This window comes from Miniimonas arenae, assembly GCF_006351005.1.
Lineage (GTDB): Bacteria > Actinomycetota > Actinomycetes > Actinomycetales > Beutenbergiaceae > Miniimonas > Miniimonas arenae.
Window position 1 is genome coordinate 1 of sequence record NZ_VENP01000010.1, and the last position, 23,734, is coordinate 23,734.

General features: G+C 72.5%; 27 protein-coding genes. 23 read left to right on the forward strand and 4 right to left on the reverse strand.

Annotation, left to right across the window (positions count from 1 at the left end):
* The 4 genes from rho to prmC all read left to right on the forward strand — a co-directional run.
* Window positions 1-1,739, forward strand: a 1,739-nt coding sequence (gene rho / locus FH969_RS04190; protein WP_180359666.1) for a transcription termination factor Rho, incomplete at its 5' end; no start/stop codon positions are given.
* A gap of 104 nt (window positions 1,740-1,843) precedes the next feature.
* Window positions 1,844-2,059, forward strand: a complete 216-nt coding sequence (gene rpmE / locus FH969_RS04195) for a 50S ribosomal protein L31 (protein ID WP_108717906.1) — start codon at window positions 1,844-1,846, stop codon at window positions 2,057-2,059.
* A gap of 100 nt (window positions 2,060-2,159) precedes the next feature.
* On the forward strand, window positions 2,160-3,254 hold the full coding sequence (gene prfA, locus FH969_RS04200) for a peptide chain release factor 1 (protein ID WP_108717905.1): 1,095 nt from the start codon (window positions 2,160-2,162) through the stop codon (window positions 3,252-3,254).
* Entirely contained in the window at window positions 3,251-4,126 is an 876-nt protein-coding gene (gene prmC / locus FH969_RS04205) for a peptide chain release factor N(5)-glutamine methyltransferase (protein WP_139986250.1), read from the forward strand. Before prfA ends, prmC begins: the two co-directional genes overlap by 4 nt.
* 91 nt (window positions 4,127-4,217) lie before the next feature.
* Here the strand turns inward: prmC and FH969_RS04210 are convergent, their stop codons facing one another.
* Window positions 4,218-4,601 carry a VanZ family protein gene (locus FH969_RS04210; protein WP_108717903.1) on the reverse strand — a complete coding sequence of 128 codons (384 nt, stop codon included), beginning with the start codon at window positions 4,599-4,601 and terminating at the stop codon, window positions 4,218-4,220.
* A 168-nt stretch (window positions 4,602-4,769) separates the two neighbouring features.
* On the opposite strand from FH969_RS04210, the gene FH969_RS04215 reads away from it, so the two are divergent.
* From FH969_RS04215 to FH969_RS04280, 14 genes are all read left to right on the forward strand, one after another.
* Window positions 4,770-5,525, forward strand: a complete 756-nt coding sequence (locus FH969_RS04215; RefSeq protein ID WP_246071695.1) for an L-threonylcarbamoyladenylate synthase — start codon at window positions 4,770-4,772, stop codon at window positions 5,523-5,525.
* Window positions 5,522-6,643: an MraY family glycosyltransferase gene (locus tag FH969_RS04220; protein WP_139986251.1), complete on the forward strand. Its 1,122-nt coding sequence runs from the start codon at window positions 5,522-5,524 to the stop codon at window positions 6,641-6,643. Before FH969_RS04215 ends, FH969_RS04220 begins: the two co-directional genes overlap by 4 nt.
* Window positions 6,644-6,710: 67 nt before the next feature.
* On the forward strand, window positions 6,711-7,169 hold the full coding sequence (locus FH969_RS04225; RefSeq protein WP_139986252.1) for a Cg1360 family ATP-synthase-associated protein: 459 nt from the start codon (window positions 6,711-6,713) through the stop codon (window positions 7,167-7,169).
* A 201-nt stretch (window positions 7,170-7,370) separates the two neighbouring features.
* Entirely contained in the window at window positions 7,371-8,159 is a 789-nt protein-coding gene (gene atpB / locus FH969_RS04230; protein ID WP_234417749.1) for a F0F1 ATP synthase subunit A, read from the forward strand.
* 110 nt (window positions 8,160-8,269) lie between these two features.
* Window positions 8,270-8,491: an ATP synthase F0 subunit C gene (atpE, locus tag FH969_RS04235; RefSeq protein ID WP_108717899.1), complete on the forward strand. Its 222-nt coding sequence runs from the start codon at window positions 8,270-8,272 to the stop codon at window positions 8,489-8,491.
* Window positions 8,491-9,078: a F0F1 ATP synthase subunit B gene (locus FH969_RS04240; protein WP_108717898.1), complete on the forward strand. Its 588-nt coding sequence runs from the start codon at window positions 8,491-8,493 to the stop codon at window positions 9,076-9,078. The genes atpE and FH969_RS04240 overlap by 1 nt, the downstream gene beginning before the upstream one ends.
* On the forward strand, window positions 9,078-9,890 hold the full coding sequence (locus FH969_RS04245; protein WP_139986253.1) for a F0F1 ATP synthase subunit delta: 813 nt from the start codon (window positions 9,078-9,080) through the stop codon (window positions 9,888-9,890). The genes FH969_RS04240 and FH969_RS04245 overlap by 1 nt, the downstream gene beginning before the upstream one ends.
* A 69-nt stretch (window positions 9,891-9,959) precedes the next feature.
* Complete coding sequence (gene atpA / locus FH969_RS04250; RefSeq protein WP_139986254.1) at window positions 9,960-11,591, forward strand: F0F1 ATP synthase subunit alpha; 1,632 nt, start codon at window positions 9,960-9,962, stop codon at window positions 11,589-11,591.
* Window positions 11,592-11,593: 2 nt separating this feature from the next.
* Window positions 11,594-12,484 (forward strand): F0F1 ATP synthase subunit gamma, encoded by an 891-nt coding sequence (locus tag FH969_RS04255; protein ID WP_139986255.1) that lies wholly within the window; start codon window positions 11,594-11,596, stop codon window positions 12,482-12,484.
* 18 nt (window positions 12,485-12,502) lie between these two features.
* Complete coding sequence (atpD, locus tag FH969_RS04260; protein WP_139986256.1) at window positions 12,503-13,981, forward strand: F0F1 ATP synthase subunit beta; 1,479 nt, start codon at window positions 12,503-12,505, stop codon at window positions 13,979-13,981.
* Complete coding sequence (locus FH969_RS04265) at window positions 13,978-14,232, forward strand: F0F1 ATP synthase subunit epsilon (RefSeq protein ID WP_139986257.1); 255 nt, start codon at window positions 13,978-13,980, stop codon at window positions 14,230-14,232. The genes atpD and FH969_RS04265 overlap by 4 nt, the downstream gene beginning before the upstream one ends.
* Window positions 14,233-14,242: 10 nt before the next feature.
* Entirely contained in the window at window positions 14,243-14,665 is a 423-nt protein-coding gene (locus FH969_RS04270; protein ID WP_139986258.1) for a DUF2550 domain-containing protein, read from the forward strand.
* A gap of 31 nt (window positions 14,666-14,696) precedes the next feature.
* Window positions 14,697-15,419, forward strand: coding sequence for an endonuclease NucS (nucS, locus tag FH969_RS04275; protein ID WP_108717891.1), 723 nt, complete (start codon window positions 14,697-14,699; stop codon window positions 15,417-15,419).
* Between the two features lie 23 nt (window positions 15,420-15,442).
* Window positions 15,443-15,751, forward strand: a complete 309-nt coding sequence (locus FH969_RS04280; RefSeq protein WP_108717890.1) for a hypothetical protein — start codon at window positions 15,443-15,445, stop codon at window positions 15,749-15,751.
* 106 nt (window positions 15,752-15,857) lie between these two features.
* Here FH969_RS04280 and FH969_RS16200 read toward each other — a convergent pair whose 3' ends face one another.
* Both FH969_RS16200 and FH969_RS15935 read right to left on the reverse strand, forming a co-directional pair.
* A complete protein-coding gene (locus FH969_RS16200; RefSeq protein ID WP_218975260.1) occupies window positions 15,858-17,096 on the reverse strand; it encodes a rhamnogalacturonan lyase family protein in 1,239 nt (412 codons plus the stop codon).
* A gap of 16 nt (window positions 17,097-17,112) precedes the next feature.
* The gene (locus tag FH969_RS15935; protein WP_484203923.1) at window positions 17,113-18,789 is read right to left on the reverse strand and encodes a rhamnogalacturonan lyase family protein; all 1,677 of its coding nucleotides are present in this window, start codon (window positions 18,787-18,789) and stop codon (window positions 17,113-17,115) included.
* A 367-nt stretch (window positions 18,790-19,156) separates the two neighbouring features.
* On the opposite strand from FH969_RS15935, the gene FH969_RS04290 reads away from it, so the two are divergent.
* The 5 genes from FH969_RS04290 to FH969_RS04310 are packed head-to-tail and all read left to right on the forward strand — an operon-like array spanning window position 19,157 to window position 23,081.
* The gene (locus FH969_RS04290) at window positions 19,157-20,833 is read left to right on the forward strand and encodes an ABC-F family ATP-binding cassette domain-containing protein (RefSeq protein WP_108717889.1); all 1,677 of its coding nucleotides are present in this window, start codon (window positions 19,157-19,159) and stop codon (window positions 20,831-20,833) included.
* A gap of 19 nt (window positions 20,834-20,852) precedes the next feature.
* Window positions 20,853-21,110 (forward strand): ribbon-helix-helix protein, CopG family, encoded by a 258-nt coding sequence (locus tag FH969_RS04295; protein WP_108717888.1) that lies wholly within the window; start codon window positions 20,853-20,855, stop codon window positions 21,108-21,110.
* Entirely contained in the window at window positions 21,107-21,487 is a 381-nt protein-coding gene (locus FH969_RS04300; protein WP_108719963.1) for a type II toxin-antitoxin system VapC family toxin, read from the forward strand. Before FH969_RS04295 ends, FH969_RS04300 begins: the two co-directional genes overlap by 4 nt.
* Window positions 21,488-21,518: 31 nt before the next feature.
* Complete coding sequence (locus tag FH969_RS04305; protein ID WP_108717887.1) at window positions 21,519-22,271, forward strand: alpha/beta hydrolase; 753 nt, start codon at window positions 21,519-21,521, stop codon at window positions 22,269-22,271.
* 33 nt (window positions 22,272-22,304) lie between these two features.
* Window positions 22,305-23,081 carry an alpha/beta fold hydrolase gene (locus FH969_RS04310; protein WP_234417747.1) on the forward strand — a complete coding sequence of 259 codons (777 nt, stop codon included), beginning with the start codon at window positions 22,305-22,307 and terminating at the stop codon, window positions 23,079-23,081.
* A gap of 243 nt (window positions 23,082-23,324) precedes the next feature.
* On the opposite strand, the gene FH969_RS04315 is transcribed toward FH969_RS04310, so the two are convergent.
* Entirely contained in the window at window positions 23,325-23,732 is a 408-nt protein-coding gene (locus tag FH969_RS04315; RefSeq protein WP_108717886.1) for a hypothetical protein, read from the reverse strand.
* Between the last annotated feature and the right edge of the window lie 2 nt (window positions 23,733-23,734).

Sequence of the window (23,734 nt, forward strand, 5' to 3'; positions counted from 1 at the left end):
TGCGCAACGCCTCGCGTGACGACTCGAGCGAGGGTGGCCAGCGCGACAGCGTGCGCAACGCCCCGCGTGACGACTCGAGCGAGGGTGGCCAGCGCGACAGCGTGCGCAACGCCCCGCGTGACGACTCGAGCGAGGGCCAGCGCGACGGCGCGCGCAATGCGCAGCGCGAGAACGGCCAGCGCGAGAACTCCCAGGGCGGCCAGCGCGACAACGCGCAGAGCGGCCGCCAGGGCCAGAACCGCCAGAACGGCCAGAACGGCCAGCAGCGCGACGGACGCCGCGCGAGCCTCGAGGACATCAAGCTGCCCGAGCCCCGCGCCGAGGACGCCCCCGTCCGGGGCGGCCAGGGCGGCCAGCCCAGCGGTAACCAGGGCGGCAACCAGGGCTCCGGCTCGGCCGGCTCGGCGAGTTCCCAGAACAACCGGACGCGTCAGGCCGCCGGCCCCGACGTGTACGACGACGACCAGGGCGGCCGTCGCCGTCGGGGTCGTGACCGCTTCCGCGACCGCAAGCGTCGCGGCGGCCGCGGTGAGGCCCAGGTCGCCTACGAGGAGGTCGAGGTGACCGACGACGACGTGCTCGTCCCCGTCGCCGGCGTCCTGGACATCCTCGACAACTACGCCTTCGTCCGGACGAGCGGGTACCTCCCCGGCTCGGACGACGTCTACGTGCCCCTCAACCAGGTCAAGAAGAGCGGCCTGCGTCGCGGCGACGCGATCACCGGTGCGGTACGCGCCCCCCGTGAGGGTGAGTCCCAGGGCAACCAGCGCCAGAAGTTCAACGCGCTGGTCCGCCTCGACACCGTCAACGGGATGAGCGTGGACCGCGCGCGTCAGCGCCCCGAGTTCGGCAAGCTCACCCCGCTCTACCCGCAGCAGCGCCTGCGCCTGGAGACCGAGCCGCGCGCCGTCACGGCCCGCATCATCGACCTCGTCTCGCCGATCGGGAAGGGCCAGCGCGGCCTCATCGTGGCCCCGCCCAAGGCGGGCAAGACGATCGTGATGCAGCAGCTCGCCAACGCGATCACCACGAACAACCCCGAGGTCCACCTCATGGTGGTGCTCGCGGACGAGCGTCCCGAGGAGGTCACGGACTGGGAGCGCACGGTCAAGGGCGAGGTCATCGCCTCGACGTTCGACCGTCCCCCGGGCGACCACACGATCATCGCGGAGCTCGCGATCGAGCGCGCCAAGCGTCTCGTCGAGCTCGGCAAGGACGTCGTGGTGCTGCTGGACTCCATCACGCGGCTCTCGCGGGCCTACAACCTCGCCGCTCCCGCGTCGGGCCGCATCCTGTCCGGTGGTGTGGACGCGTCCGCGCTCTACCCGCCCAAGAAGTTCTTCGGCGCCGCGCGCAACATCGAGCACGGCGGCTCGCTGACGATCCTGGCCTCCGCGCTCGTGGAGACGGGCTCGAAGATGGACGAGGTCATCTTCGAGGAGTTCAAGGGCACCGGAAACATGGAGCTGCGCCTGTCCCGCCAGCTCGCGGACAAGCGCATCTTCCCGGCGATCGACGTGAACGCCTCCGGCACCCGCCGCGAGGAGATCCTCATCTCCGCGGACGAGCTCAAGATCGTCTGGAAGCTGCGTCGCCTCATGGGCGGTCTCGAGCAGCAGCCGGCGCTCGAGCTTCTTCTGGGTAAGGTGCGCGAGATCCCGACGAACGCCGAGTTCCTCATGACCGTCCAGAAGACCACCCCGACGGTCCCGAGCCAGGCCAACGAGCTCGTCGGCTGAGGGCGACCCGCGACTTGACGCGGGTGGCAGAATAGAACGCTGGCCCCCGGTTCACGTCACTCGCACGAGCGGCGACCCGGCGGCTCCCCGAATTGGAGGACACCATGAAGAGCGGGATCCACCCCGAGTACGTCATCACCGAGGTGACGTGCACCTGCGGCAACACCTTCACCACCCGTAGCACCGCCACGTCCGGCCACATCAGCGCCGACGTGTGCAGCGCCTGCCACCCGTTCTACACGGGCAAGCAGAAGATCCTCGACACCGGCGGCCGCGTGGCCCGGTTCGAGGCGCGGTACGGCAAGAAGACCGCCAAGTAACGACGTCGACGAGCGCCGGCACCCGCCAGGGTGCCGGCGCTCGCGTCGTCTCCGGGCAGCGACGGCTGCGCCGACCACCGCGGTGCTGAGAGGAAGTGACATGGCCGAGGACTTCGCCGTCGTGGCGCCCATGCTGGCCGAGCACGCACGACTCGAGGCCGAGCTCGCCGACCCCGCGCTGCACGCCGACGCCGGCCGCGCCCGCTCCGTCGGGCGGCGCTACGCCGAGCTGGGCCGCGTCGTCGCGGCCTACCGCGCCTGGCGCCAGGCGAGCGACGACGCCGAGGCCGCCGCTGAGCTCGCCGCCGAGGACGAGGACTTCGCAGGCGAGCACGCGGCCCTGCTCGAGCAGAGCGAGGCCGCCGCGGAGCACCTGCGCCGCGTGCTCGTGCCCCGCGACCCCGACGACGGACGCGACGTGATCCTCGAGATCAAGGCGGGCGAGGGCGGTGAGGAGTCGGCGCTCTTCGCCGGCGACCTGCTGCGGATGTACACGCGCTACGCGGAGCGCCGCGGCTGGAGCACCCAGGTGCTCGAGGCCACCGAGTCCGCGCTGGGTGGGTTCAAGGACGTCCAGCTCGCGGTCAAGTCGCGCGGCGTCGGCGCCGACGGCGAGCCCGACGGCGTGTGGGCGCACCTGAAGTACGAGGGCGGCGTGCACCGCGTGCAGCGCGTCCCGGTGACCGAGTCGCAGGGGCGCATCCACACGTCCGCGGCGGGGGTGCTCGTCCTGCCCGAGGTGGAGGACGAGGGCGAGGTCGCGATCGAGCCCGGCGACCTGCGTATCGACGTGTTCCGCTCGTCCGGCCCGGGCGGGCAGAGCGTGAACACCACCGACTCGGCCGTGCGGATCACCCACCTGCCCACCGGGATCGTCGTCTCGATGCAGAACGAGAAGTCGCAGCTGCAGAACCGCGAGGCCGGCATGCGCGTGCTGCGCGCGCGGATCCTGGCGGCGCGCCAGGAGGAGGCCGCGGCTGCAGCGAGTGAGGCCCGCCGCTCGCAGGTGCGCACCGTCGACCGGTCCGAGCGGATCCGGACCTACAACTTCCCCGAGAACCGCATCGCCGACCACCGCACGGGCTACAAGTCCTACAACCTCGACGCCGTGCTCGACGGCGACCTCGACGCCGTGATCGCGTCCGCGATCGAGGTGGACGAGGCGGCGAAGCTCGCCGCCGCGGGCGAGTCGTGACGCACGAGCGCCCGACGGCGTCGCTGCGGGAGTACGTCGCCGGCGCCACCGCGCTGCTCGCCGAGGCGGGCGTGCCCTCGCCCGGGCACGACGCGCGCGCCCTCGCGGCGCACGCGCTGGGGCGCGATCGGCTGGAGTACCTCGTCGGCGTCGACCTGCCCGACACCTTCGCCGCCGCCTTCGCCGAGCTGGTCGAGCGGCGCCGTCGCCGCGAGCCGCTCCAGCACCTGCTCGGCCGGACGACGTTCCGGCATCTGGACCTGCTCGTCCGGCCCGGCGTGTTCGTGCCGCGGCCCGAGACGGAGGTGGTCGCGCAGCACGCGATCGACGCCGCTCGCGAGGTCGCGCGAGCCGGTCGTGCGCCCGTCGTCGTCGACCTGTGCTGCGGCGCCGGTGGCATCGCGCTCGCGCTGGCGACCGAGGTCGAGCGGGTGCGCGTGCTCGCCGTCGACGCCTCCCCGGAGGCGGTGGCGCTCACCCGCGCCAACGCGGAGCGCGTCGGCGCCGACCTCGAGGTGCTGGTCGGTGACGTGCGCGACGTCGAGCTCCTCGCCGCGCTCGACGGCGCCGTCGACGTGCTCGTGGCCAACCCGCCCTACATCCCCCCGGACGCCGTTCCCGTGGACCCCGAGGTCCGCGACCACGACCCCCAGCTCGCGCTCTACGGCGGGGGAGCCGACGGCCTGGAGGTTCCGCGCGCCGTCGTGCGCGCCGCGGTGCGCCTGCTGCGTCCCGCCGGAGTCTTCGTGATGGAGCACGCCGAGGTCCAGGCGGCCGCGGCGCGCCAGGCCGCGCTGGCCGCGGGCCTGCGCGAGGTGACGTCGTTCGACGACCTCACCGGTCGCCCCCGGGGCGTGCGCGCCGTGCGGTGAGTCGAGCGCATGCCCGACGGCGCACACTCGCCGACGACGCGCGCGTGCCCCGTGCGCGGGGCGGGTCGAGCGGAGGGCCGGCGGCGCGGCCTCACGCGCGGGGCGGGCGGGACGCGCGCGCGGTGAACCAGCGGTGCAGCAGGACACCGAGCGCGATCCCGACGACGTCGGCGGCGAGATCGGTGACGTCGCCGCTGCGGTGAGGCAGGAAGAAGTGCTGGACCAGCTCGCTCACGACCGCGTTGAGGGCGACTGCGGCGAGCAGGAGGCGCGTCGGGATGCCCGCGAGCAGCCCGGTCGCGGTGAGCGCGGCGAACGTCGCGGCATGCCCGAGGAGGTCCAGCCGCAGGCCGCCCGGCGGGCCCGGGACGCGCGGGGCGTACAGCACCCAGAGGTTGACGGCGAGCGCGAGGACGAAGGCGACCGCCCATGCCCGACGGTGGCCGGGGCGAGGCGACGGCGGGGCAGGGGACACGGGACGATCGTGGCATCCCGGCGGGACCGCGCGCGGGCGGCTCGGGCGTGAGCGGACCATCGGGGCGCCCGGAGGGTGGTCGGAAAGGCGCCCGGAGCGGCACCGTCCAGGGCGCCGCGCGCGCCGAGCGGACCGGGTCGAGCCCCGATCGGTGGCAGGATCGAGCGCGTGATCGTGCTGCCCTGTGACGACGACGCCCGCGCCGACTCGATCGACCAGGCGGCCCGGGTGCTCGCGGACGGGGGGCTCGTCGTCCTGCCGACGGACACCGTGTACGGCATCGCGGCCGACGCCTTCGACGCCGACGCCGTCACGGCGCTGCTCGCGGCGAAGGGTCGCGGTCGGCAGATGCCGCCGCCCGTGCTGGTGGCGTCGCCGGCGATGATCGACGTGCTCGCCGTCGACGTGCCTCCTGCGGCGCGTGCGCTCGCCGAGGCGTTCTGGCCCGGCGCGCTCACGCTCATCCTGCGCGCGCAACCCACCCTCACGTGGGACCTCGGTGACACCGCCGGGACGGTCGCGCTGCGCATGCCCGACGACGAAGTGGCCCTCGAGCTGCTGCGCCGGACGGGGCCGCTCGCGGTGTCGTCCGCGAACCGCACCGGCGCCCCGGCGGCCACGACCGCCGACGGCGCACGCGACCAGCTGGGCGCCCGTGTGGCCGCCTACCTCGACGGCGGGCCGGCGCGCGGCGGGGTCGCCTCGACGATCGTGGACGCCACCGGGCCGGTCCTGCGGGTCGTGCGCGCGGGTGCGGTCACGGGCGAGCAGCTCGGTCGGGTGGTCCCGCACCTCGCCCCCACGCCTGCTCCCGCAGGGGCGTCCGGCGAGCATGGCGAGCCAACCGGCCGCGACGGCGAGCACCCCGGCCGCGACGGCGAGCACACCGATCGCGTCGGTGAGGACGGCGGTCCGCCCGCGTGAGGATCTACCTCCTGGTCATGGCGATCGCCGCGGCCGTGACCTTCCTCGTGATCCCCGCGGTCCGCGTGCTGGCCCGACGGGTGAACGCGGTGACCCCGCTGCGCGAGCGCGACGTGCACCGCGTGCCGACCCCGCGGCTGGGCGGCGTCGGGATGATGGCGGGGTTCGCCGTCGCGCTCCTCGTCGCCTCGCGCACGGAGTTCCTCGGCGAGGTCTTCGAGGCCTCGAACCAGGCGTGGGCGATCCTCGGCTCCGCGACCTTCATCTGCCTGCTCGGCGCCGCGGACGACATCTGGGACCTCGACTGGGTCACGAAGCTGGCGGGCCAGGTGCTCGCCGCGTGGGTCATGGTGTGGCAGGGCGTCCAGCTCCTGACGCTGCCGCTCTTCGGGCTGAGCATCCTGTCCTCGACGATGTCGCTCGTGATCACCCTGCTCGTCGTGCTGGTCGCGGTGAACGCCGTCAACTTCGTCGACGGCCTCGACGGGCTGGCCGCCGGCATGGTGGCGATCGGCGGTCTCGCCTTCTTCGTGTACTCGTACCTGCTGACCGTGGCGACGGAGTCGGACTACTCCGACCTCGCCACGATGGTGGTGGCCGCCGTCGTCGGCTCGTGCCTCGGGTTCCTGCCGCACAACTTCTACCGGGCCTCGATCTTCATGGGCGACTCCGGGGCGCTGTACCTGGGGCTCACGCTCGCCGCCGCCGGCGTCGTGGTCACCGGAAACATCGACCCGGGCGTGCAGTACGAGGTGGCGACGTTCCCCGCCTTCCTGCCGATCCTGCTGCCGGTCGCGGTGATGCTCGTGCCGCTGGTCGACTTCGCGTTCGCCGTCGTGCGCCGCGTGGGTGCAGGAAAGTCACCGTTCACCGCCGACGGGCGGCACCTGCACCACCGCCTGCTCGCGCGCGGGCACTCCCACCGGCGGGCGGTCCTCATCATGTACTGCTGGACGACGGTCTTCGCGTTCGGGGCGGTCGGCTTCGCTTTCCTGCCCGCGCGGACCATGGTGGTCGCGCTCACGGTGGCCGTGGCCATCGGGATCGTCGTGACGCTCGTGCCGCTGCCGGTCCGCGGGGGCGCGCGGCTGCGGCACGAGCGGGCACGCACGCCCTGAGCGGGCGACCGTTCCGGCGACCGCTCGGCTGCAGCGCGGGCCGAGGCGCCGTGAGAAAGTAGGTGCCGTGACCGACGCGCGACGCACCCCCGCCGGCCCCCCGACCACCCCTCGCGAGCTGTTCGCGCAGATCCTGCGCCGGCTCGTGGTCGTGACCGCGGCGGTGACCGTGCTCGGTGCGCTGCTGGGGCTGCTCCTGCGGGGGACGCCCGGCCTGTGGGGCGGGCTGCTCGGCGGTCTGGTCGGCGTCATCTTCTGCCTCACCACGGTGGTGACCATGCAGCTGGGTGAGGGCCGATCACCCCAGTTCCTCGCCGTCGCGGTGCTCGGTGGGTGGGTCGTCAAGATGGTCGTGATCATCGCGATCCTGGCGTCCCTGCAGGGCCGCACGTTCTACGACAAGGTCGTGCTCGCCGTCACCCTCGTGGTGATGGTGCTGGCCTCTCTCGTCATCGAGACGATGGCCGTCCGCGGTGCGCGGATCCCGGTCGTCAACCCCTCGGCGGGCAGCACACCCGAGCAGTGACGCGCCCCGCGCGGGCGGTGTGACCGTGCCCACACCCGGGCGTCTGTCCCGCCCGTCGGCGATCACCCGGACCAGTCCGGGCCATCCGGTAGGCTGCCACCAGACCCGCTGAGCCAGCACACAACGGCGTGAGAGCGCCGCTGCTGGGCCTTGCGCCGAACCACAAGACCCGGGGAGAGCATGAACACGGCTGGACTTCTCATGGCCGAGAGCGATCACGGATCGGGCTTCCACGCCCCGTCCATCCAGGAGTTCTTCCCGCCTGCCATCTGGTTCGACGGCACTCCGTTCGAGATCAACCGCATCCAGCTGGTCCGCTACATCCTCATGATCGGGCTGATCCTCTGGCTGTGGCTGTCCACCCGGCACGCGAAGCTCGTGCCCTCACGCGCCCAGAGCGTGGTGGAGCTGCTCTTGGACTTCGTGCGGGTGCAGATCTGCGAGTCGACGCTCGGCAAGAAGCTCGGCCGTCGCTACACCCCGCTCATCACGATGATCTTCTTCTCGATCCTCGTGATGAACCTCGGCGGTGTGATCCCGTTCCTCAACATCGCGGGCACGTCCGTCGTCGGTCTGCCGCTGCTGTTCGCGCTCATCGCGTACGTGACCTACCTGGCGGCCGGCATCCGCGCCCAAGGGCTGGGCGGGTTCCTCAAGACGAACCTCTTCCCGCCGGGCGTGCCGAAGGCGCTGTACATCCTGCTCACGCCGATCGAGATCCTGCAGGTGTTCGTGCTCCGGCCGTTCACCCTCGCGCTGCGACTGCTCGCCAACATGATGGCCGGCCACCTCATGCTGGTGCTGTGCTTCAGCGCCACGAGCTTCCTCATCCTCGACGGTGGCGGCCTCATCAAGCTCACCGGCGTGCTCACGTTCGTAGCCGGGATCGGCATCACGGGCTTCGAGCTCTTCGTCGCCGCCCTGCAGGCCTACATCTTCGCGCTCCTCACCGCCGTCTACATCCAGATGTCGGTGGAGGAGGAGCACTGATCCGCTCGCGCTGAGCCGCCGCGGCGCGACCGGTCAGCGCACCGCACCCGCCCTTCGACCCCACCACCCCGACGACGGGTAAGGAACCCGCCGCCTCAGGAAGGACAACCATGGACATCCTCGCCGAGCTCAACGGCAACATCGCCACCGTCGGTTACGGCCTCGCCGCGATCGGCCCCGGCATCGGCCTCGGAATCCTCATCGGCAAGGCGCTCGAGGGCATGGCGCGCCAGCCGGAGGTCACCAACACGCTGCGCACCAACATGTTCATCGGTGTCGCCTTCGTCGAGGTGCTCGCACTGCTCGGCCTGATCACCGGCTTCCTGTTCTGATGCCGGGGACGTTGCTGGCCGACGAGGCGGTGTCGGGGATCGAGGTCTTCCTCCCCGCGTCGTACGACATCGTCGGCTCGCTCATCGTCACCGCGATCCTCGCGTTCTTCTTCTTCAAGTACCTCATGCCGAAGATGACCGCGCTGCTGGACGAGCGCGCCGCGAAGATCGAGGGTGGCATCGAGCACGCCGCGAAGGTCCAGGCCGAGGCCGAGGCCGCCAAGGCGGAGCGCGACGCCGAGCTCGTGGCCGCGCGCCAGGAGGCCGCTCGCATCCGCGAGGGAGCCACCGGTGAGGGCGCCGAGATCGTCACCGAGGCGAAGGCGAAGGCCCAGACCGAGGCGCAGCGCATCGTCGAGAACGCCCACCGTCAGATCGAGGCCGAGCGGCAGTCCGCCGTCGTCTCGCTCCGCGCGGACATCGGCAGCCTCGCGACCGAGCTCGCCTCGCGCATCGTGGGCGAGTCGCTCGCCGACGACGCGCGTCAGTCGCGCCTCGTGGACCGGTTCCTCGACGAGCTCGACGCGAGCACCGCGCCGACCGCTGCGACAGCCGGTCCCACGGACCAGCGTCCGACGGAGGGCTGATGCGCGCGACCAGCAAGGCGTCGCTCACGACGGCGACCGAGCGGTTCGAGCCTGTGCTCGCGGCCGCGGGGGAGCAGGCGGGCCAGGTCGGCGAGGAGATCTTCGCCGTCGTGGACGCGCTCGACTCCTCGGCGTCGCTGCGCCGCGCGCTCACCGACCCCACCCGGTCGGCAGACGCGAAGGCCGAGCTCGCGGAGCGCCTGCTCGGTGGCTCGGTGCGGCCGGACGTCGTGGCGCTGGTCGCGGGCATGGCGCGGGAGCGCTGGTCGGCGGACACCGACCTGCCAGACGCGCTCGAGGACCTGGGCACGACGGCGCAGCTCGTCGCCGCCGAGCACGGTCCCGGCCTCATGACGGTCGAGGACGAGCTGTTCCGGTTCGGCCGGGTGCTCGCCGACCAGCGGGAGCTGCGGGTGGCGCTCGCCGCGCGCAGGCTCCCGGCCGAGAACCGGGTCGGTCTCGCCGAGCGCGTGCTCGAGGGCGCGAGCCCCGAGACGATCGCTCTCGTGCGGCGAACGGTCTCGGCGCTGCGCCAGCGGTCCGTGACGGGCCGCCTCGCCCGGATCGGCGAGCTGGCCGCGGAGCGCCGCAAGCGGGTTGTGGCGAGCGTGCTGTCCGCAGCCCCGCTCACGCAGGCCCAGCTCGACCGGCTCACCGGGATCCTGTCCCGCGCGTACGGCACCGAGGTGCACGTCAACGCGGGCGTCGACCCCTCGTTCCTCGGGGGGCTGCGCATCCAGGTCGGCGCCGAGGTGGTCGACGCCACCATCCTGTCCAAGCTCGAGGAAGCGCGACGCCGGATCGCCGGCTGACCGCCCGACACCACACGTACACCGTGTCTCGCGCACGCGAGAGCGCGAGAGCAACGAGAGAAGGAACCGATGGCTGAGCTCACGATCAAGCCCGAGGAGATCAGGGCTGCGCTCGAGACGTTCGTCAGCTCCTACACGCCCACCGCCGACGCCCGCGAGGAGGTCGGGCGGGTCACGCTCGCCGCCGACGGCATCGCCGAGGTCGAGGGCCTGCCGGGCGCCATGGCGAACGAGCTGCTGACGTTCGAGGACGGCACGCTCGGCCTCGCGCTGAACCTGGACGTGCGCCACATCGGTGTGGTGGTCCTCGGCGAGTTCGCCGGCATCCAGGAGGGCCAGGAGGTCCGGCGCACGGGCGAGGTGCTCTCGGTCGCCGTCGGGGACGGGTACCTGGGCCGCGTCGTCGACCCGCTCGGCACCCCGATCGACGGGCTCGGTGACATCGAGACCACGACGCGCCGCGCCCTCGAGCTGCAGGCGCCCGGCGTGATGTCGCGCAAGTCCGTGCACGAGCCGCTGCAGACCGGCATCAAGGCCATCGACTCGATGATCCCCATCGGCCGCGGCCAGCGTCAGCTCATCATCGGCGACCGCAAGACGGGCAAGACCGCCATCGCGATCGACACGATCCTCAACCAGAAGGCCAACTGGGACTCCGGGGACCCGGAGAAGCAGGTGCGCTGCATCTACGTCGCGATCGGCCAGAAGGGCTCGACGATCGCCGCCGTGCGCGGTGCGCTCGAGGACGCCGGCGCGCTGGAGTACACGACGATCGTCGCCGCGCCCGCGTCCGACCCGGCGGGCTTCAAGTACCTGGCCCCCTACACCGGCTCGGCGATCGGCCAGCACTGGATGTACGAGGGCAAGCACGTCCTCATCGTGTTCGACGACCTGTCCAAGCAGGCCGAGGCCTACCGCGCGGTGTCGCTGCTGCTGCGCCGCCCGCCGGGCCGCGAGGCGTACCCCGGCGACGTGTTCTACCTGCACAGCCGCCTGCTCGAGCGTTGCGCGAAGCTGTCCGACGACCTCGGCGCCGGCTCGATGACGGGCCTGCCCGTCATCGAGACCAAGGCGAACGACGTCTCGGCGTACATCCCGACCAACGTCATCTCGATCACCGACGGCCAGATCTTCCTGCAGTCGGACCTGTTCAACGCCGACCAGCGCCCCGCTGTCGACGTCGGCATCTCGGTCTCCCGCGTGGGTGGTGCCGCGCAGGTGAAGGCGATGAAGTCGGTCTCGGGCACGCTCAAGCTCACGCTCGCGCAGTACCGCTCGCTGGCCGCGTTCGCGATGTTCGCCTCGGACCTGGACGCCGCGACGCGCCAGCAGCTCGACCGTGGTGCACGCCTGACCGAGCTGCTCAAGCAGCCGCAGTACTCCCCGTACCCCGTCGAGGAGCAGGTCGTCTCCATCTGGGCGGGCACGAAGGGTCACCTCGACAACGTGCCGGTGGCCGACGTGCTGCGGTTCGAGCGCGAGCTGATCGACCACGTGCGCCGGTCCACCGACGTGCTGTCGACCATCGCGGACTCCGGCAAGCTCGACGACGCCACGGAGCAGGCGCTCCAGGCCGCCGTCGAAGACTTCACGCGGACGTTCACGACCTCGGACGGCTCGCTGCTGGTCGAGGACGCGACGGACGACGGCGAGGAGCTGCACGTCGAGCAGGAGACGATCGTCCGGCAGAAGCGGGGCTGAGCGTGGCCGGCTCGCAGCGCATCTACAAGCAGCGCATCCGCTCCACCCAGACCCTGAAGAAGGTCTTCCGGGCCATGGAGCTGATCGCTGCCTCGCGGATCGGCCGGGCGCGCGCCCAGGCCGAGTCCGCCGCCCCGTTCTCGCGCGCCATCACGCAGGCGGTCTCGGCCGTCGCGACCCACGCGCAGGTGGACCATCCGCTCACGTCCGAGCGGAAGGACACCAACCGGGTCGCGGTGCTCGTGGTGACGGCGGACCGCGGCATGGCGGGCGCGTACAACGCCTCCCTGCTGCGGGAGGCCGAGCGGCTCCAGGCGCGCCTGATCGACGAGGGCAAGGAGCCGGTCCTGTACGTGGCCGGCCGCCGCGGGGTGGGCTTCTTCCACTTCCGGTCCCGGCCCATGGTCAAGACCTGGACGGGCAACTCCGACGCGCCGCAGCTCGAGACGGCGCGGGACATCGCCGAGGAGCTGCTGCGTGCGTTCCGCGCGCCGGTGAGCGACGGCGGCGTGTCCGAGATCCACATCGTCTACACGCGGTTCCTCTCGATGGTGCGCCAGGAGCCGCGCGTGGTCCGGATCCTCCCGCTCGAGGTGGTGGAGGGCGTGGTGCCGCCGGGGGAGGACCCCCTGCCGCTCTACGAGTTCGAGCCCTCACCCGAGGTGGTGCTGGACGCGCTGCTGCCGCAGTACATCCTCGCCCGCATCTTCACGGCGCTGCACCAGGCCGCCGCGTCCGAGCTGGCCTCGCGCCAGCGGGCGATGCACACGGCGACCGACAACGCCGAGGACCTCATCCGTACCTACACCCGCCTGGCCAACACGGCCCGGCAGGCGGAGATCACCCAGGAGATCAGCGAGATCGTCTCGGGTGCCGACGCCCTGGCCGGCTGACCCACGAGAAGGACAACCATGACTGCAGAGACCGTGCCGGCCACGCCTGAGACGACCACCGGCGCCGGGACCGGACGGATCGCCCGTGTCATCGGGCCCGTCGTCGACATCGAGTTCGCCTCCGGCGTCCTGCCGGAGATCTACAACGCGCTCGTCACGACGATCGACATGCGCGGCCAGAGCGAGGGCGAGGCCGACTCGATCACGCTGACGCTCGAGGTCGAGCAGCACCTGGGCGACAACCTCGTGCGCGCGATCGCCCTCAAGCCGACCGACGGCCTCGTGCGCGGCGGCGAGGTGCGCGACACGGGTGGCCCGATCAGAGTCCCCGTCGGCGACGTGACCAAGGGCCACGTGTTCAACGTGATCGGCGAGCCGCTCAACGTGCCGGCCTCCGAGCTGGAGATCACCGAGCGCTGGTCGATCCACCGCAAGGCGCCCGCGTTCGACCAGCTCGAGTCGAAGACGACGATGTTCGAGACCGGCATCAAGGTCATCGACCTGCTCACCCCGTACGTGCAGGGCGGCAAGATCGGCCTGTTCGGCGGTGCCGGCGTCGGCAAGACCGTCCTCATCCAGGAGATGATCCAGCGCGTCGCGCAGGACCACGGCGGTGTGTCGGTGTTCGCCGGGGTCGGCGAGCGCACCCGTGAGGGCAACGACCTCATCGTCGAGATGGAGGAGGCGGGCGTCTTCGACAAGACCGCGCTCGTGTTCGGCCAGATGGACGAGCCGCCGGGCACGCGTCTGCGGGTCGCCCTGTCGGCGCTGACGATGGCGGAGTACTTCCGCGACGTGCAGAAGCAGGACGTGCTGCTCTTCATCGACAACATCTTCCGGTTCACCCAGGCCGGCTCGGAGGTCTCCACGCTGCTCGGCCGGATGCCCTCGGCCGTGGGCTACCAGCCGAACCTGGCCGACGAGATGGGCCAGCTGCAGGAGCGCATCACGTCCACCCGTGGTCACTCGATCACGTCGCTGCAGGCGATCTACGTCCCCGCGGACGACTACACCGACCCGGCGCCGGCCACGACGTTCGCGCACCTGGACGCGACGACCGAGCTGTCGCGTGACATCGCCTCCCGAGGGTTGTATCCCGCCGTGGACCCGCTCGCCTCGACGAGCCGGATCCTCGACCCGCAGTTCGTCGGCGAGCAGCACTACCGCGTCGCGACCCGGGTGAAGCAGATCCTGCAGAAGAACAAGGAGCTGCAGGACATCATCGCGATTCTCGGTGTCGACGAGCTCTCCGAGGAGGACAAGGTCACCGTGGCTCGCGCCCGGCGGATCGAGCAGTTCCTCTCGCAGAACACGTACATGGCCGAGAAGTTCACCGGTGTCGCCGGCTCGACCGTGCCGCTCGCGGAGACGATCGAGGCCTTCGACAAGATCAGCGACGGCGAGTACGACCACATGCCCGAGCAGGCGTTCTTCAACATCGGTGGGCTCGAGGACCTCGAGGCCAACTGGGCGCGCATCCAGTCGGAGCTGAAGTGAGCCTACCGCTGACGGTCCAGATCGTCGCCCCGGACCGCGTGCTGTGGTCCGGGGACGCCGACTTCGTGAGCGCCCCCGCGGCCGACGGCGCGCTCGGCCTGCTGCCCGGGCACGAGTCGGTGCTGGCGCTGCTGCGCGCGGGTGCCGTGCGCGTGCGCGCCGGGGGTGACGTGACCGAGTTCCCCGTGGAGCAGGGCTTCCTGTCGTTCGACGCGAACGTCGTGACGGTCGTCGTCGGCGGGCGGCACTGAGGCAGCCTGGGTGGGGGAGGTCCTGACCCACGTGCTGGCCGTCGCCGCGGTGGTGCTCGCCGTCGTGGTCGTGCTGGCCGCCCTCGCCTTCTGGGTGCGGCTGCGCGCCCTGGGCCGCCGGGTCGGTTCGTTCGAGTGCGCGCTGCGCACCCAGACGGGGTGGGCCGGCGGCATCGCGCACTACGGGATGAGCACGTTGCGCTGGTACCGCATCGTGTCGCTCGCGCCGCGCCCCGCGCGCGAGTTCCCTCGGACGGACCTCGACGTCCTCGAGCGCGCGGTGCGTCCGACGCCCGACGGCGCAGCCTCCGGCATCCTCGAGGTGACCTGCCGCACGGCCTCGGAAGAGTACGTGCTGGCGATGTCGACCGCCTCGTACGCCGGACTGGCGTCCTGGCTGGAGTCCTCGCCGCCGCGCGAACGCACGCTCTGACCGTTCGAACACCACGCCGAAGGAGGACCCCGTGCGCGTGCTCGTCGCCACCTGCGCGGTGGACTACTCCGGGCGGCTGTCCGCCCACCTGCCGCTGGCCACGCGCGTCATCATGGTCAAGGCCGACGGCTCGGTGCTCGTGCACTCCGACGGCGGCTCGTACAAGCCGCTCAACTGGATGAGCCCGCCGTGCACGGTGCGGGTCACGCCCCCGAGCGTCGAGCAGGCGGCCGACGGCGTGCGCGAGGTCTGGACCGTGTCCGCCGCGAAGTCCGAGGACCAGCTCGTCATCGCGCTGCACGAGGTCCTGCACGACGTCAGCCACGACCTCGGCGTGGATCCCGGCCTCGTCAAGGACGGCGTCGAGGCGCACCTGCAGAAGCTGCTCGCCGAGCAGGTCCAGCTTCTCGGCGCCGGCCACACGCTCGTACGCCGGGAGTTCCCGACGGCGATCGGTCCCGTCGACCTCATGGTGCGCACCCCAGGGGGTGCGTCGGTCGAGGCGGGCGTCCCGGTGCGGCACGTCGCGGTCGAGATCAAGCGACGCGCGACGATCGACGCCGTCGAGCAGCTGACGCGGTACCTCGAGCTGCTCAACCGCGACCCGCTGCTTGCGCCCGTGCGCGGGGTGCTAGCCGCCCAGTCGATCGCTCCGCAGGCGCGCACGCTCGCCGTCGACCGCGGGATCGCCTGCCTCGTCCTCGACTACGACGCCATGCGCGGCGTGGACGACCCGGACTCGCGGCTGTTCTGACCACCCCGGGTAGCCTCGTGGTCATGGCCCGCCGCTCCCGCAAGCGTGACTACGGCGGCGAGCATCCCGAGCTGGACGTCGACTCCCTCACCCGCGGCTGGGTGCGCCGGGAGAGCACGGACGACGGTCACGCGTGGCAGACCCGCAGCGTCGGCGGGAGCGACAAGCCCTACCGGTGCCCGGGCTGCGACCAGATGATCGCACCCGGGACGCCGCACCTCGTGGTCTGGCCGGCCGACCATCTGCTCGGGGACGACGCGGCGCTGGCCGACCGCAGGCACTGGCACACCTCGTGCTGGCGCGCCGGACGACGCCCCACCCGGCGGCGCTGAGGCCAGGGCGCCGGGTCGCGTCCGGCGTCGAGGCGCGAACCGACGAGGACGGACGGGCCGGCAGCACCCGGCCGCGCCCGTCCTCGACCCCCTTGCCTGCGGCGTGCTAGCCGCAGCTCACCGCCGCGAACGGAACCGTGTAGGCGGAGTAGGACGCGGTGCCGTCGACCCACGTGTACCCGGCCACCGTGAGCGTGCCCGCCGCGAGCGCGCCGGCGTCGAAGGTCCGGTACACCGTGCCGTTCGCCGCGACGCCGGTGCTCTTGTGCTCGCCGAACGGCGTGATGATCCGCAGGTGGGCCTTGGCGCTCTCCTTGTTGAGCAGGTGGACGGCGAGCTGAGCCGTCGTGCCCACGCACTGTGTTCTGACGCTGATGCCGAGATCGACGGCGCCCCTGTCCGCCGCCGGGATCGTCTGGGACCACTGCCGGGTCGCGTTCCCCGCGCGGTCGACGGCCCGGTAGTGCACGTTCGCCGCCGCGGGCAGCGCGATCGGTGCCGTGTAGGTCTGCCACCCGCCCGAGCCGACCCGGTACTGGACCACGGCGATCCCGGAGTCGCCCGTCTGGGCGTCGGAGGCGACGATCGTCAGCGTGCGTGCCGGCTCCGAGAAGCGCGTGTCGAGCACCGGCGGTGTGCGGTCGGCCGCGGGCAGGGGCACGGTCGTGAAGTCGGTGTCCGTCGCCAGGTAGAAGCCGGGGTAGGACGGCTGGTTGTAGGTCGTCTGCTGGCGGGCGACCTCGGGGCGGTACTGGGCGTCGTGCATGAGCGTGTACAGCTTGACGTCGCTGAGGTCGGTCGAGACGAACAGTCGGATCGCGGAGGAGTCGGCGGTGCGCACGAGCAGCTCCTCGCGCCAGTCGCCGAGCACGTCGGCCACGAGGCCGGCGTTCCCCTTGGTGCCGTTGTTCGCGCGCGTGCCAGTGGCGGTGAGCATCGTGCCGTGCGTGCGGTCGCTCACCGTCACGTCCTGGTTGCCCGAGCCGTTGACGATCTGCGTGGACCCGTCACCGGCCCACCGAATGGACTGGTTCGTGCCCAGGCCGGTGCCGATCGGGGTGCCCTGCGCAGTGCGCAGGTCGGTCGCCCACGCCTCGAGGCCTGGCCGGGTCGGGTCGATGTCGCCGATCATCCCGCGTCCCGTGTCGCGACCGGTGTAGCCGCCCCACAGCACCTCGCCGGTCGCGGCGTCGCGCATGGCGAACCCGTACGGGGCGTAGGTCGCACCTTCGTGCACCGTGTAGATCTCCAGGCCCGGGCGGGTGGGGTCGATGTCGGTGACGTGCATGGCGTCACCGTGCCCCAGGCGCGCCTCGATCCCGGGCGTCGCGCTCTGCGGCGGCATCGTGGCGAAGGAGCCGTTAAAGGAGGCTGCCGTCGTCGTCGATCGTCGCGGAGCCGTAGACGAGCTCCTGGCGACCGTCGGCGTCCACGTCGGCCACCGAGAGCGAGTGGAAGCCCTGCGTGGTGATCGTGCCGAACTCCGGGTCGCTGCCGTCCCGGCCGTGCGGGCCGTCGTTGAACGGGTTCGTCATGGGCGTCCACCCGGAGTCGACGAACCACCGCTGGGACAGGTGCTCGCCGTCCCAGTCGTACGTCGCGATCGTGCTGCGGGTGTAGTAGCCGCGCGCGAAGATCGCCGACGGCGTGCTGCCGTCGAAGTAGCCCACCCCCGAGAGGAAGCGGTCCACGCGGTTGCCCGGCTCGATGCGCGCCATCGCGTAGTCGCCCCACAGCAGGCCGTCGTCGGTGCGCCCGGGCTCGTAGGCGACGGTCTCGAGCTCGGCCCCGGTCGCGCCGTCGAACACCGAGAGGTACTCCGGACCCGACAGGATGAACCCCTCGAAGTTCCGCAGCCGGTTGTTGGCGCTGCGGCTGGGCGCGTAGACGTCCATGAAGTAGTCCACGAGCGCAGCGGCGTCCGCCTCGCTCAGCGGGTAGGAGTAGCGCGGCGCGATGCCCCAGGCCTCCTCGAGCGTCGCCGGCCACTGCCCGGACGTGACCTCCTCGCGCGTGCTCCAGCCCTGGAAGGTCTCGACGAGGTGGGCGTGGAAGTCGGCCTTGCTCACGCGGTAGTCATCGGCGTTCGTGTAGCCGGCGTCCAGGTCGGACTGCGGCATCGTGATGAAGGACGACTCGCCGTCGGGTGTGATCGTCCGCGTTCCGGGTGCGGTCTTGAGCATGACCTCGGCGCGGCCGTCGCCGTCGAAGTCGTAGACGAGGAACTGCGTGTAGTGGGCGCCGGCGCGAATGTTGACGCCGAGGTCGAGGCGCCACAGCAGGGTGCCGTCCTGCTCGTAGGCGTCCAGGAACACGCTGCCGGTGTAGCCGACCTGCGAGACGTCCTTGGAGTTCGACGGGTCCCACTTCACGAGGTACTCGTACGCGCCGTCGCCGTCGACGTCGCCGACGCTCATGTCGTTCGCGGAGTACGTGTAGGCCTCGCCCACGGGCGTGACGCCGTCGGCGGGGCGCTGGAGCGGGATGTCGACCGAGGCCTGGGCCCACGGGGTGACGCCCGCGGACGCGGGCAGCTCCACGCCGTCGACCACGGCCGCGACGGCGTAGCGCGACGTCGCGGTGCCGCTCGCGTCGAGGAAGTTGGTGGAGTCGGTGACGGTCGCGATCGCCGCGCCGTCCCGGTAGACGACGAAGTCGGCCCCGGTCACGCCCTCGGGCGTGGTGCCGGTCGCCTCGGAGCCGAGCAGTCGCCAGGACAGGAAGACGCCCTGCGGGGTGGTGGCCGCGACGAGGCCACGGTCGAGCAGCTCGAGGTGCGGGGTGACGGCGCTCGTCGCCGTCGTACCCGTTGTCGCCGCCGTGCTGGTGGCGCCCGTGTCGGGTGCCGCCGAGGCGGGGGACGCCGCGAGGGTGAGGCCGACCGCGGCGGCGAGGACGCCGGCGACGCGGTGCGGGTGGCGGGGGAGCGGGGCGGGACGGGTCGCGTGGGGTTCGTCATCGAGTCCTCCGGGTGGTGCGGGTGTCGTGCGTCTGGTCGTGCGTGGTGCCTGGCGTGGGTCGCGCGTCGGACGCCGCACGTGCCGACCGCCCCGCGCATCGACGTGCGGTCGCCCGGGCGATCGTCGACGTTGAAACGATTTACGGCCCGGTTGCTGCCATCCTATGAGCCGCCTGGGGAGACTGGCTATGCGCCGAACGGCTACGTCACTGGCCGAAAGTCGATGCCCGCGCCGGCTCGCCGTGGACGCGCATCCCTGGCGCGAGCGCGCGCGCCGGGCGTGCGCCGGGCGTGCGCCGGGAGCGTGCGCCGGGAGCGTCCGCCGGGAGCGTGCGCCGGGCGTGCGCGCCGCGCCAGCACGCACGCCCCCGACCCGGGCGGCCGACCGAGGTGTCGGCGCGATATGCGGGTGACCGGTGGGCTCGCCGTCGGGCAGGGTGGTCCGTATGGGCCACCTCGATCTTGCCGGCATCACGTTCGCGCTCCCCGACGGACGTCCGCTCCTCGGCGGCGTGGACCTGCGCGTCGGCGAGGGGCAGCGCGTCGCGCTGGTCGGGCCGAACGGGGTGGGCAAGTCCACGCTGCTGCGGATCGTCGCGGGGGAGCAGGCGCCCGACTCCGGCGCCGTGACCCGCAGCGGTGGGCTCGGCGTCATGCGGCAGTTCGTCGGCTCGGTGCGCGACTCCTCCACGGTGCGCGACCTCCTGCTGTCCGTCGCGCCCGAGCGCGTGCGGGCGGCGGGGCTCGCCGTCGACCGCTGCGAGGAGGAGATGCTCGTGCGGGACGACACCCCGACCCAGCTCGCCTACGCGCAGGCGCTCGCGGACTGGGCGGATGTCGGTGGCTACGAGCAGGAGACGGTCTGGGACGTGTGCACGACGGCGGCGCTCGCCCTCCCGTACGACCGCGCGGCCTACCGCCGGGTCTCGACCCTCTCCGGCGGGGAGCAGAAGCGGCTGGTGCTCGAGGCGCTGCTGCGCGGCGGCGACGAGGTGCTCATGCTCGACGAGCCCGACAACTACCTCGACGTGCCCGCCAAGCGGTGGCTCGAGGACGCGCTCGTGGCGAGCGGGCGCACGATCCTGCTCGTCACGCACGACCGCGAGCTGCTCGGCCGGGTCGCCACGCGCGTCGCGACGCTCGAGCCCGGCGCGGCGGGCGCGACCGTGTGGGTGCACGCCGGTCCGTTCGCGACGTACGCGCAGGCCCGCGCCGATCGGCTGAGTCGGCTCGAGGAGCTGCGCCGGCGCTGGGACGAGGAGCACGCCAAGCTCAAGGCGCTCGTCCTCATGTACAAGACGAAGGCTGCGTACAACGACGGGCTCGCGGCGCGCTACCAGGCGGCGCAGACCCGGCTGGCGAAGTTCGAGGAGGCCGGACCGCCGCAGGAGGTGCCGCAGACGCAGGCCGTGTCGATGCGGCTGCGCGGCGGGCGCACCGCCAAGCGCGCCGTCGTCGTGGAGCAGCTCGAGCTCACCGGCCTGACCCGGCCGTTCGACGCCGAGCTCTGGTACGGCGAACGGATCGGCGTGCTCGGCGCCAACGGGACGGGCAAGTCGCACTTCCTCCGCCTGCTGGCGGCGGGCGGGACCGATCCCGACGTCGAGCACCAGCCGGTAGGCGACGTGCGGCCCGAGCCGGTGCGCGCCACCGGGGTGGCCCGCCTGGGGTCGCGCGTGCGGCCCGGCTGGTTCGCCCAGACGCACCAGCACCCGACGCTCGTGGGCCGCACGCTGCTGGAGATCCTGCACCGCGGCGACGCGCACCGCGCGGGCCGCCCGCGCGAGGAGGCCTCCCGCGCGCTGGACCGGTACGGGCTCGCGCGCAGCGCGGAGCAGACGTTCGAGACGCTGTCGGGCGGCCAGCAGGCCCGGTTCCAGATCCTGCTCATCGAGCTCTCGGGCGCCACGCTGCTGCTCCTCGACGAGCCGACCGACAACCTCGACCTCGACTCCGCCGAGGCGCTCGAGGCCGGACTCGCGGCGTTCGAGGGGACCGTGGTCGCGGTGACCCACGACCGCTGGTTCGCCCGGTCGTTGGACCGGTTCGTGGTGTTCGACGGCGACGGTCGCGTCAGCGTGACGGACGAGCCGGTGTGGGAGGTCGGCCGCGCGCGGAGGTGAGCGGTGTAGGGCGCGGTGTATGCAGCGCACCAACATCTTCCTCGAGGAGCGACAGACGGACTCGCTGGACGCGATGGCGCGCCTCGAGGGTGTCTCGCGCGCCGAGGTGATCCGCCGGATCATCGACCGCGCGATCGACGGCGAGGGGAACGCCGAGGCGCGTCGACGCGCCGCGATCGACCTCTCCTTCGGTGCCGCCGCCCGGATCGCCGTGGAGCGGGGCGCCGACGACGCGCGCGCGGCCCAGCTCGCGAGCATGTGGGGTCGGGACGCGTGATCCTGGTCGACTCCGACGTCCTCATCGCCCACCTGCGGGGCGTCGCGAGCGCCCGCGACTGGTTGCGCGACGCGCCGGCGGAGACGCTGACGGTCAGCGCGGTGACCGTGGCCGAGGTGACGGGTGGGATGCGGGAGTCGGAGGAGCGCGCCGTCACCGCACTGCTCGGGGTGCTCCCGACCGTTCCGGTCACCGATCCGGTCGCGCGGCGAGCCGGCGCGTTGCGTCGCGCGTTCGACCGCAGCCACTCGGGCATCGCGCTGGGGGACTACCTCATCGCGGCCACGGCCCTCGAGCACGGCTTCCAGCTGGCTACGCTCAACACGCGCCACTTCTCGATGTTCCCCGGCCTCGAGCCGCCGTTCGCCGTCGGCTGAGCCGGCCGAACGGGCCGTAGGCTGGGCGGCGATGAGCACCCCGATCGGACCGCTGACCGTGCTGCCCGCGCAGCGCGAGAACATCGAGCTGCACACCGCCGACCACCTCACGCTGGTGGGCGAGCTCGCCCTGCCCGAGGAGGCCGAGCCCGCGGCGACGCTCCTCACGCTGCACCCGCTGCCCACCCACGGCGGGTACATGGACAGCCACGTGTACCGCAAGGCGTCCTGGCGCCTCCCGGCGCTCGCCGACGTCGCCGTGCTGCGGTTCAACACCCGCGGCACCGCGTCGCCCCGAGGCGTGTCCCAGGGCCGCTTCGACGGCGGGCACGACGAGCGGCACGACGTCGCCGCGCTGCTGGACTACGCCGAGTTCCACGACCTGCCGAACCGCTGGCTCGTGGGCTGGTCGTTCGGCACCGAGCTCACCCTCATGCACGGCCGGGACCCCTCGATCGAGGGTGCGATCCTGCTGTCCCCGCCGCTGCATCGCGCCACCGACGCCGACCTGGACGCGTGGGCCGAGTTCGGCAAGCCGCTCACCGTGCTGGTGCCCGAGCTCGACGACTACCTGCGACCCGACGAGGCGCGCGAGCGGTTCGCGCGCGTGCCCCAGGCGCGGGTCATCGCGGGGGAGGGGATGAAACACCTCTGGGTCGGCGAGACCGCGGTGCGCTGGGTGCTCTCCCAGATCCTCGAGGTCGTCAACCCGGCCGCTCTGCCGCTGCCCACCGAGTGGGCGGGCGAGCTCCCCGACGAGCCCGACCCGTCCGCCGAGATCTGACCGCACCGAGTCCGACCGCACCGAGGAGTGACCGTGTCCGAGCCCGACGTCGTCCCCGTAGTCCTGCTGCACGGCTTCCCGTTCGACGCCACCATGTGGGACGACGTCGTCGAGCTGCTCGGCGAGCGCGACGTGCCCACGATCGCGATCGACGCCCCCGGGGCGGGTGAGTCTCCCGTGCCCGACGGCGAACCCTCCCTCGACGTCGCGGCCGACGGCGTCGCGGAGGTGCTCGAGGAGCTCGGCCTGGACCGGGCGATCCTCGCGGGCCTCTCGATGGGCGGCTACATCGCGCTCGCGACGACGCAACGGCATCGGTCGCTCGTCGCAGGCCTCGCGCTGCTCGACACCAAGGCGAGCGCCGACCCGCCGGCGGCGCGGGAGAACCGGCTCCGGATCGCGGACGCTGCCGAGGGCGAGGAGGGGAGCGGCGCCGTCGCCGGCATGCTCGAGAAGCTCCTCGGCGCGACGACGCTCGCCACCGAGCCCGACGTCGTGGCGCAGCACCGCGCCTGGCTCGCCGCCGCGTCGCCCGCCGGGATCGCGTGGGGTCAGCGGGCGATGGCCGCTCGGCCCGACCGCTTCGCGGTGCTCGAGGACCTCGAGGTGCCCGGGCTCGTGCTGCGCGGCGCCGAGGACGAGATCGCCACGCAGGAGGACGCCGAGGCGATGGTGCGGGCGATCACCGCGAACGGGGGCGACGCCGAGCTCGTCATCGTGCCGGGGGCGGGGCACATGACCGCGACCGAGGATCCGGAGGCCGTGGCTGACGCGCTCGAGGCGTTCTGGCGGCGGGTCACCGGGCGGTAGGGCGGTCTCTGGCCGGTGTGCGCGGGCTGGCGCTTGAGGGCTGGTGCGAAGCGACGGACGACGCGAGCGGCGGCTCGCCTCGCTCACGCTCGCTCGTTCCTCGCGAGCTCCGCTACGGCTCGACGGCTTCGCCGCCGCTCGCGTCGTCCGCCGCTTCGCTTCGCTCGTCCCCCCCGCTCGGTCCGCCACTTCGCGAGTCTTGCGAACATGCGCCCGGCAGCTCCACGCATCCGGCCCGGCGGGTTAGTGGCGCAGGTGGCGCGCCAGAGCGGCGTCCATGTCAATCGTCTCGCCGTCTCCGCCGCCCTCGCCCACGATGAGGGGTGGCTGAACGGGCTTCGGGCGGTAGCCGCGCATGCGTTCGACCAGGCCGAGGTCGGCCGTCATGACGTAGAAGTGGCCGTCCGTGGCCACCGCGACCGAGCGGTCCGTCTTGAGGTACCAGCCCATCAACCCCGACTTCGCCTGGCCGCCCTTGCGACCGCGCACGACGAGGGGCTCGGGCGGCACGGCGTCGCGCTCGGCGGTGGCGAGGAAGGCGTCGATCATCGCCTGCGCGCGCTCGGCCTCGGCGTCCTTGCGCGCCACGAGTCGACGCGCGTGCTCGGCGGCCGCCTCCCGGCGGCCCTGGGCCCAGTCCTGCTCGTCCATCG

Bases quoted from the DNA above. Each gene is read 5' to 3' on its own strand.
- rpmE (WP_108717906.1), top strand. From the start codon at position 1,844: ATGAAGAGCGGGATCCACCCCGAGTACGTCATCACCGAGGTGACGTGC.
- prfA (WP_108717905.1), top strand. From the start codon at position 2,160: ATGGCCGAGGACTTCGCCGTCGTGGCGCCCATGCTGGCCGAGCACGCA.
- atpB (WP_234417749.1), top strand. From the start codon at position 7,371: ATGGCCGAGAGCGATCACGGATCGGGCTTCCACGCCCCGTCCATCCAG.
- atpE (WP_108717899.1), top strand. From the start codon at position 8,270: ATGGACATCCTCGCCGAGCTCAACGGCAACATCGCCACCGTCGGTTAC.
- FH969_RS04240 (WP_108717898.1), top strand. From the start codon at position 8,491: ATGCCGGGGACGTTGCTGGCCGACGAGGCGGTGTCGGGGATCGAGGTC.
- FH969_RS04245 (WP_139986253.1), top strand. From the start codon at position 9,078: ATGCGCGCGACCAGCAAGGCGTCGCTCACGACGGCGACCGAGCGGTTC.
- atpA (WP_139986254.1), top strand. From the start codon at position 9,960: ATGGCTGAGCTCACGATCAAGCCCGAGGAGATCAGGGCTGCGCTCGAG.
- atpD (WP_139986256.1), top strand. From the start codon at position 12,503: ATGACTGCAGAGACCGTGCCGGCCACGCCTGAGACGACCACCGGCGCC.
- FH969_RS04280 (WP_108717890.1), top strand. From the start codon at position 15,443: ATGGCCCGCCGCTCCCGCAAGCGTGACTACGGCGGCGAGCATCCCGAG.
- FH969_RS16200 (WP_218975260.1), bottom strand. From the start codon at position 17,096: ATGCCGCCGCAGAGCGCGACGCCCGGGATCGAGGCGCGCCTGGGGCAC.
- FH969_RS04290 (WP_108717889.1), top strand. From the start codon at position 19,157: ATGGGCCACCTCGATCTTGCCGGCATCACGTTCGCGCTCCCCGACGGA.
- FH969_RS04295 (WP_108717888.1), top strand. From the start codon at position 20,853: ATGCAGCGCACCAACATCTTCCTCGAGGAGCGACAGACGGACTCGCTG.
- FH969_RS04305 (WP_108717887.1), top strand. From the start codon at position 21,519: ATGAGCACCCCGATCGGACCGCTGACCGTGCTGCCCGCGCAGCGCGAG.
- FH969_RS04315 (WP_108717886.1), bottom strand. From the start codon at position 23,732: ATGGACGAGCAGGACTGGGCCCAGGGCCGCCGGGAGGCGGCCGCCGAG.